General features: G+C 70.2%; 3 protein-coding genes. 2 read left to right on the forward strand and 1 reads right to left on the reverse strand.

Features of this window, described 5'->3' with window-relative positions; translation table 11 throughout:
- The first annotated feature begins 458 nt into the window (after positions 1-458).
- Positions 459-1,214 (forward strand): LuxR C-terminal-related transcriptional regulator, encoded by a 756-nt coding sequence (locus ND748_RS21565; RefSeq protein ID WP_374215995.1) that lies wholly within the window; start codon positions 459-461, stop codon positions 1,212-1,214.
- Positions 1,215-2,171: 957 nt separating this feature from the next.
- Here the strand turns inward: ND748_RS21565 and ND748_RS21570 are convergent.
- Positions 2,172-3,113, reverse strand: coding sequence for a lysophospholipid acyltransferase family protein (locus ND748_RS21570; RefSeq protein WP_251747802.1), 942 nt, complete (start codon positions 3,111-3,113; stop codon positions 2,172-2,174).
- A gap of 370 nt (positions 3,114-3,483) precedes the next feature.
- On the opposite strand from ND748_RS21570, the gene ND748_RS21575 reads away from it, so the two are divergent.
- Positions 3,484-6,393 carry an MMPL family transporter gene (locus ND748_RS21575; protein ID WP_251747803.1) on the forward strand — a complete coding sequence of 970 codons (2,910 nt, stop codon included), beginning with the start codon at positions 3,484-3,486 and terminating at the stop codon, positions 6,391-6,393.
- Positions 6,394-6,757 lie beyond the last annotated feature (364 nt).

Raw genomic sequence — 6,757 nt, forward strand, 5'->3', positions numbered from 1 at the left:
GCCGGGGACGGCGCTGTGACCGGCGTCGTGGCCGACGCCGGGGACGGCGCGGCGGCCGGTGGACGGGACGGCGATCCCAGGGCCGGCGTCCCCGAGCCGGCGAGCGTGGGCGCGTGCGTCTCCGGTGGGCCGCCCACGCAGCTTGATCTGCCCTTCTCCTGAGGTTGGGTTCGAGTCGGAAAAGGCCGTTACGCGCAAACAGGTCCCGACTCTCGGACAACATTCGGCGTCATGCCGTTTGTGCACTTATTTGTGCTTATCGTAAAACGGGTGCTACGATTCCCTTCGTCTTCTACAGGTCGGGGAAGGGGACGCTCGTGACAGTGGACGTGTCGGCCCCCAGTCGCGTGCAGATAGTCCTGCCGCGGGCGATCGCCCGGCTGCGCGCTTCATCGGGAGCCCATCTCACATTCGGTGGAATGGTCACACCACATTCCGGTCGTTTGACCGTCACCAACGTGGACGGACCCGCACCGAGCGGACTGCTCGGTCACTCCGTTCCGCCTGGGACGGGAATCGGCGGGCAGGTGGTCCGGCATTGCCGCCCGGTCGTCATCAACGACCCGGCGGCAGCGAGAAGAGTTCTTCGCTCCACTGCTCCGACGATCGAGAGCAGTGAGCTGGGAGCGATTCTCGCGGTGCCGGTCTGCATGGACAGCGTGGTCGTCGCCGTGCTGTATGGAGCCATGCGGACCGAGGCGCCGTTCACCGAGGCCGCGATTCACGCGGCCATCGCCACGGCTCGACTGATGGAACGCGAGCTGGGCGCAGTCGCAGCGCGTACGGAGCCGCTGTCGACGGCGATGCCACCAGGGCATCGTGCGCCGGCTACCAGAGCGGTAGGCGCAGTGCCGCTGCCGCGTTCGCCCGGCCAGCCACAGGAGAGTCTACGGCTGGCCTACCGGGAGCTTCAGGAGGTCACCGAACATGTGGCCGACCCGTTGCTGCGTGGCCGGATCGGGGGCGTATCGGAGCTGCTGCGCGGACTGCTGGACCAGGAGGCGAAGGTCGGCGGCCGGTTGGCGCTGACCCCGCGTGAACTCGAAGTGTTGGCGCAGGTCGCACTCGGCCTGTCCAACGTCGAGACCGCGCGGCGCCTCACCGTCTCACCGGAGACGGTGAAGGCATATCTGCGCAGCATCATGCGCAAGCTCGGGGTCCGTAACCGGACCGCGGCGGTGCACGCCGCTCGCCAGCTGGGCATGCTTCCCTGACCCGGCGGCGGCTCCCGGGCTTCGTCCGGGAGATCCGCCGGTCAGGCGACGCCGCCTTCGGATACGGCGCGCGACCTGCACCAAAATGCAATGCAATGCTGCGAGTCTGACTGGCTCCCAGGCTGAACGCCTCATCCCGCACCGGCGGATCCGGGATCCACCGGATCCGCCGGCGCGGGATGGGTCGACGGTCGGACGCGCCGGCAACGGAGCGGACGGCGTTGCACCGTCGGCCACACCAGTGCTCTTTCGGCCGACGGCGTCGGGGGTTTCTCCCGGGCCGGTCGGCTCCACTCGGTCAGTCATGATGGCAGGCCCGGCGGACCGGGCCGAACGGCACGAGCCGGCGATCGTTCGGCCTGCGCCGGGTCGGCCCGGTCGGGTCGGCCCGCGTCGCCGTCTGTCCGGCCGCCCCGAAATCGCCGGCGGCGCCGTGAGGTCCCGCGGACCTGACGTCGACGGGCCGATCGGCACCGCGGAGCTGTCCCACTCTCCTGCTCGAACCCGCGGCCTGGACTGGCCTCGGTGGTCTGGCGTGGTGTGGCGTGGTGTGGAGGTGGTCTGGCGTGGTGCGGACGCATCAACCCGGCGCGGGATCGCCGCCACCTGCGCGGCCTGAAGGTGCCCGAGCGGGCGGTAACCGACCGACCATGGTCATTGCCGTTCCTGTGTGGCCGCCGGTCGTCGAACCGGGAGGTCCACGGGGGATTCCACCCGGGGCGGCCGGGCCTGCCGGTGTCGGGGACCCGCCGGCGGTGGCTTGACCGTCCGTCGGTCTCGTTGAAGTGGCCGGCCGGAATCCGTAGCGTCGGCGTCCGTGCGCGACGTTTCCCGCGGGCATGCGCGAGGCCGGTGCGGCCCGCTCCGCCGCACCGGCCCCGCTTCGTCCACTCCGCCGCACCGACCAGGGAGATGCGGCGAAATGGACGGCCTGTCGTCAGCCGATCATGGCGATGGTCATCGGCTGACGAGTCCCAAGGAGGCCTTGAAGCGCTCGGCGTAGATGTCCGCCTGGCGCTGCCCGGACAGTTCCTGGATGGACTTCATGATCTGCTCGGTCGCCGCCCGCTGCGCCAGCCCGGTGCGTTCGCCCGTCATGCGCGGGAAGTTCAGTGGTGTGCCGAACCGGACCTCGACCCGTCCGGCGCGTGGCAGCCGCCGGTCCATGGGCAGGACCTGGAAGGTGCCGACCAGCCCCACCGGGATGACGGGCACCCCGGTCTGCAGCGCCAGCCGCGCCACGCCGTGCTTGCCGCGGTACAGCCGACCGTCCGGTGACCGGGTCCCCTCCGGAAAGATCCCCAGCAGGTCGCCCCGGCTCAGCACACCCGCGCCGGCCTGCAGCGCCGCGGTCGCCTTCCGACGGTTGCCGCGGTCCACGGCGATCTGACCGGTCGCGGCGACGAACATCTTTCCGGCCATGCCCTTCAGGCCCGGCGTGGTGAAGTACTCGCTCTTCGCCAGGAAGGTGATCCGCCGGTTGGACGCGATCGCGAGGAACGCGGCGTCAAGCACCGAAAGATGGTTGCCGGCGATAATGGCAGGACCATCGGTCGGAATGTTCTCGAGACCTTCGACCAGTGGATGCCAGAAGGATTGGCATATCGGAGTCAGTACTTTCTTCATGCAGGCGTAGGAGATTCTCGACCAGGCGTCGACGCGATGCGTCACCGGAGCCGCGATCGTGCTGCCCCGCTGGGCGGGCACGAGTTGCTGAACCGCGGTGTCGATCTGTCGAACCATGGTCTGAGCCTGAGGCATTGCCGTACCACCTTCGAGATTGGCCCCCCGGCATTCCCTCCCGTCAGTGGTACGCCGCTGGAGCCGATCCCCCTCACCCGATCCGCTCGACCACAGATCTGGATTCCGGGTACTGAATGCCACCCCGTCGACGACCACACCTTTCCCTACCCCCGAACGGGGGTATTTCGGAATCGACGACCTCCCGGAGGTCTAGTTTTGAGGTAGCGACCCGGGAAGTCCTCGCCGTACTGCACGTCCGGCCACGCGGTCGTCTCGGCGCCGTCGTGCGATCACCGGGCTGCCGGGAGATCCACCGTTGCGGGGGATCCTCGAAGGGAGCGTCATGCCGTCGTTCGCCGATTCGGCGCAGCAACGCGAATCCCGAACTGATCGGGTGGCGTATGCCGCGCTGCCACGCGGACGCGATGAGGAAGATGAATGGGTGGGTCATCTACCTGCGGAAACAGGAAGCGGTGGCGCTGGCCCACCGCGTGTCTCGCGCCGGGTCATGGCCTCGATGGCCTCCATGGCCGGCGTTCCCGCACCTCCGCGCTCCCTGTTCACGGTCGCGGCGGACGCGGCCGTGCTGCACCGTGGCCGGCTACTCGCGGCCGCCTGCCTGCTCGTGGTGGTCCTGCTGCCGTGGAACGCCGGGATCTATCATCAGCTTGCCACCGGCGGCTTCTACGCGCCGGGGGACAACTCGACCCAGGCCGAGCAGCTCCTCGACGCGGAGTTTCCCGACGCGCCCCCCAACATCGCCGTCATGCTCACCTCCGACGCCGGGATCGACGGTCCGACGCCCGTCCACCTCGGCCGCGAGCTGACCAGGCAGCTCGCGGCGGAGAACGGGGTCACCTCCGTCCTGTCGTACTGGCCGAACGGCGCCGAAGCGGGCGCACCGCTGCTGCGCGCGAAGGACGGCCGCTCGGCGCTCATCGTGTTCCGGCTCACCGGATCCGAAGATCACATCCAGGATCGCCTGAGCGTGCTGCACGACCGGTACTCCCACGTGGGGCCGGGCGTACAGGTCCGGTTCGGGGGCGCCCCGGCGGTCATGCGAGACGTCACCGAACGCAGCCGGGTCGACCTCGAACGCGGCGAGACGACGGCCGCCCCGCTGGTTTTCCTGGTTCTGCTCTACGCCTTCGGGACGGTGGCGGCCGCCCTGCTGCCGGTGTTGGTCGGCGTGGTGTCCGTGGTGACGAGTCTGGCGCTGTTGCGGCTGGCGGCGACGCTCACCGACGTCTCCGTCTTCTCGGTGAACCTGACCACCGCGCTGGGCTTCGGCCTTGCGGTTGACTACAGCCTGTTCATCCTCCGACGGTTCCGGGAGGAGCAGGACCGCGGGCTGTTCCCGGGCGCGGCGCTGCGCCGCACGCTGGAGACGGCCGGGCGCACGGTGTTCTTCTCCGGCGTGACCGTGGCGCTGTCGCTGACCGCGGCCCTCGTCTTCCCGCTCTACTACCTGCGCTCGTTCGCCTTCGCCGGCATCATCGTCGTCGTGACCTCGGAGGTCGCGGCGCTGCTCGTGCTGCCCGCGGCGCTGATGGTCATGGGGGACCGCCTCGATCGTGGGGACATCCGCGCGGCGTTGTCCCGGCGGCGTGGCACCGACGGGCGCCGACCTGTCGGCACCCGCCGCGCGGGTGGCCACCGCTCGCGGGAGGTCACCGCCGCCGGCCGCGGCTGGACGGCGCTGGCCCGCCGGGTCATGCGCAAGCCACTGCTGTACGGCGGCGCGGCCGTCGCCATCCTGCTGATCTGTGCCTCGCCGTTGCGCCACCTCAATCTGGCCCTGGCCGACGACACGGTGCTGCCGGCCACCGCGGAATCGCATGTGGTGAACGACGCGATGCGTGACGACTTCATCGTCTGTCTGCCCTGCCAGATCCCCATCGTCGTGCCGGGGGTGGACGCGCGGGACCCGGTCAACGCCGCCAGGCTGACCGATTACGCGACTCGGCTGTCCGCGCTTCCGGGTATTGCTCGCATCGACACCGTGACCGGCAGCTTCATGCAGGGAAAACGGGTCGGTGAGGTGCCCAAGGCGCCGACGGGCTATGTGGGCATCCATGGTGGCGCCTGGCTGTCGGTGTGGCAGGGCGACACTTCTCCGCTGTCCGAGGAGGCAAAAGGCCTGGTCCGGGAGCTGAAGGCGACCCCGGCCCCCTTCGATGTCCTCATGGGCGGTCTTGCGCCCCATTTCCTGGACACCTCGCGCACCATCCTGCATCGTCTTCCGATCGCCTTCGCGATTGTGATGACCGCCACCTTCATCCTGCTGTTCCTGTTCACCGGCAGCGTGCTACTGCCACTCAAGGCGATGTTCCTGAACTCGCTCAACCTCGCCGCGACGATCGGCCTGCTCGTCTTCGTCTTCCAGGACGGTCACCTGCGCGGCCTGACCGGCGACTTCCAGGTCTCCGGAACGCTCGAGATGACGAGCCCGGTGCTCATGTTCTTCATCGCGTTCGGGCTGAGCATGGACTACGAGATCTTCCTGCTCGCCCGCATCCGCGAGGAATACCAGCGGACCGGCGACAACAAGGAATCCGTCGCCATCGGTCTGGGCGTGACCGGCCCGCTGATCACCAGTGTGGCGCTCGCCCTCGTGGTCGTCATGGTCGCGCTGTCCACCTCCCACATCAGCATGATCAAGCTCGTCGGGGTGGGCCTGACGGTCGCGATCACCCTCGACGTCACCGTCGTGCGGGCGATCCTCGTGCCGGCCTTCATGGCCCTCGCCGGCAAGTACAACTGGTGGGCGCCGGCGCCGCTGCGGCGCCTGCACGACCGCTTCGGTCTGCGCGAGGACTCCGGCGAGGCGGCTGTCGGCGCAGGTCCGGGCAGCGGCCCGCACCCGGTGCCGGGTCAGCCCGGACTGGCCGAGATGAACGTCGTGGCCACGCCGGCCGGCCCCGGGGGCGGGTACGGCGTGTTGGCCTATGGTCTGCCGGGCGCGGGCTCATCGGGGCCAACACTTCCGGGCGCAGGGCGGCGCGGGGCACCGGGGCGAGCCGGGACACCAGGTCGGGGTGGGACGCCAGGCCGGGGCGGGGCACAACTGCCCGTCGGCGCGAGCGATCGGCCGACTGGTCGCGCCGGTCCGGCCGGTCCCGAGGACGACGATCGTCGGCTCCCGGCGGTGCCGTCGTATGCGGCCTACGTGACCAACGGCGGCTCGACCACGGGCGGACAGTCCGACCCGGGGGTCAGGATGACCACGAAGATCACGTATCAGCGTGGGCGGGCCGAGGCCGCCGGATGGGACAGACCCGCGACCGCCCAGACGCCGACCTGGCACTACTTCCTGCGCAACCGCTGGCGGGGGGACGGCTCCGCGCCGCCCGTCGTGACCGGGACACGCGGCTTCGTCATCGACGGCATCCAGGTGGACGACCCCGCGGTCCTCGACACGGACGCGCACCGCTGACGCACGGGCAGCCCGAAGGCGGCCCGATGGGGAATTTTCGGCCGCCGCGCCCCCGCGCGCCGTCGACCAGATTGCCGGTGGTGTCCGGGTAGATCCGGGGGCAGTGCGGCGGGCCGGTCGGGGGTCGGCCGGCAGACCACGTGGCCTGGCTCGAACCGGCCGGCGCTTCGATACACAGGGTGATGCCCCGACTGTCGTAGCGTGCCCGCTGACCCGGCCACGTGAACACGGAGGACGCCATGCCCACCGCCGATCCGCCCCGCCGCCCGCGCCACCCGGCCCCTCCATCCCGGCGCAGGATCCTCGGCCTGGCCGGTGCGGGCGTCGGGGGGTGGGCGGTCGTGGGATTCGCGGCCGCGCCGGT

It is taken from the genome of Frankia sp. AiPs1 (genome assembly GCF_023716945.1).
GTDB lineage: Bacteria > Actinomycetota > Actinomycetes > Frankiales > Frankiaceae > Frankia.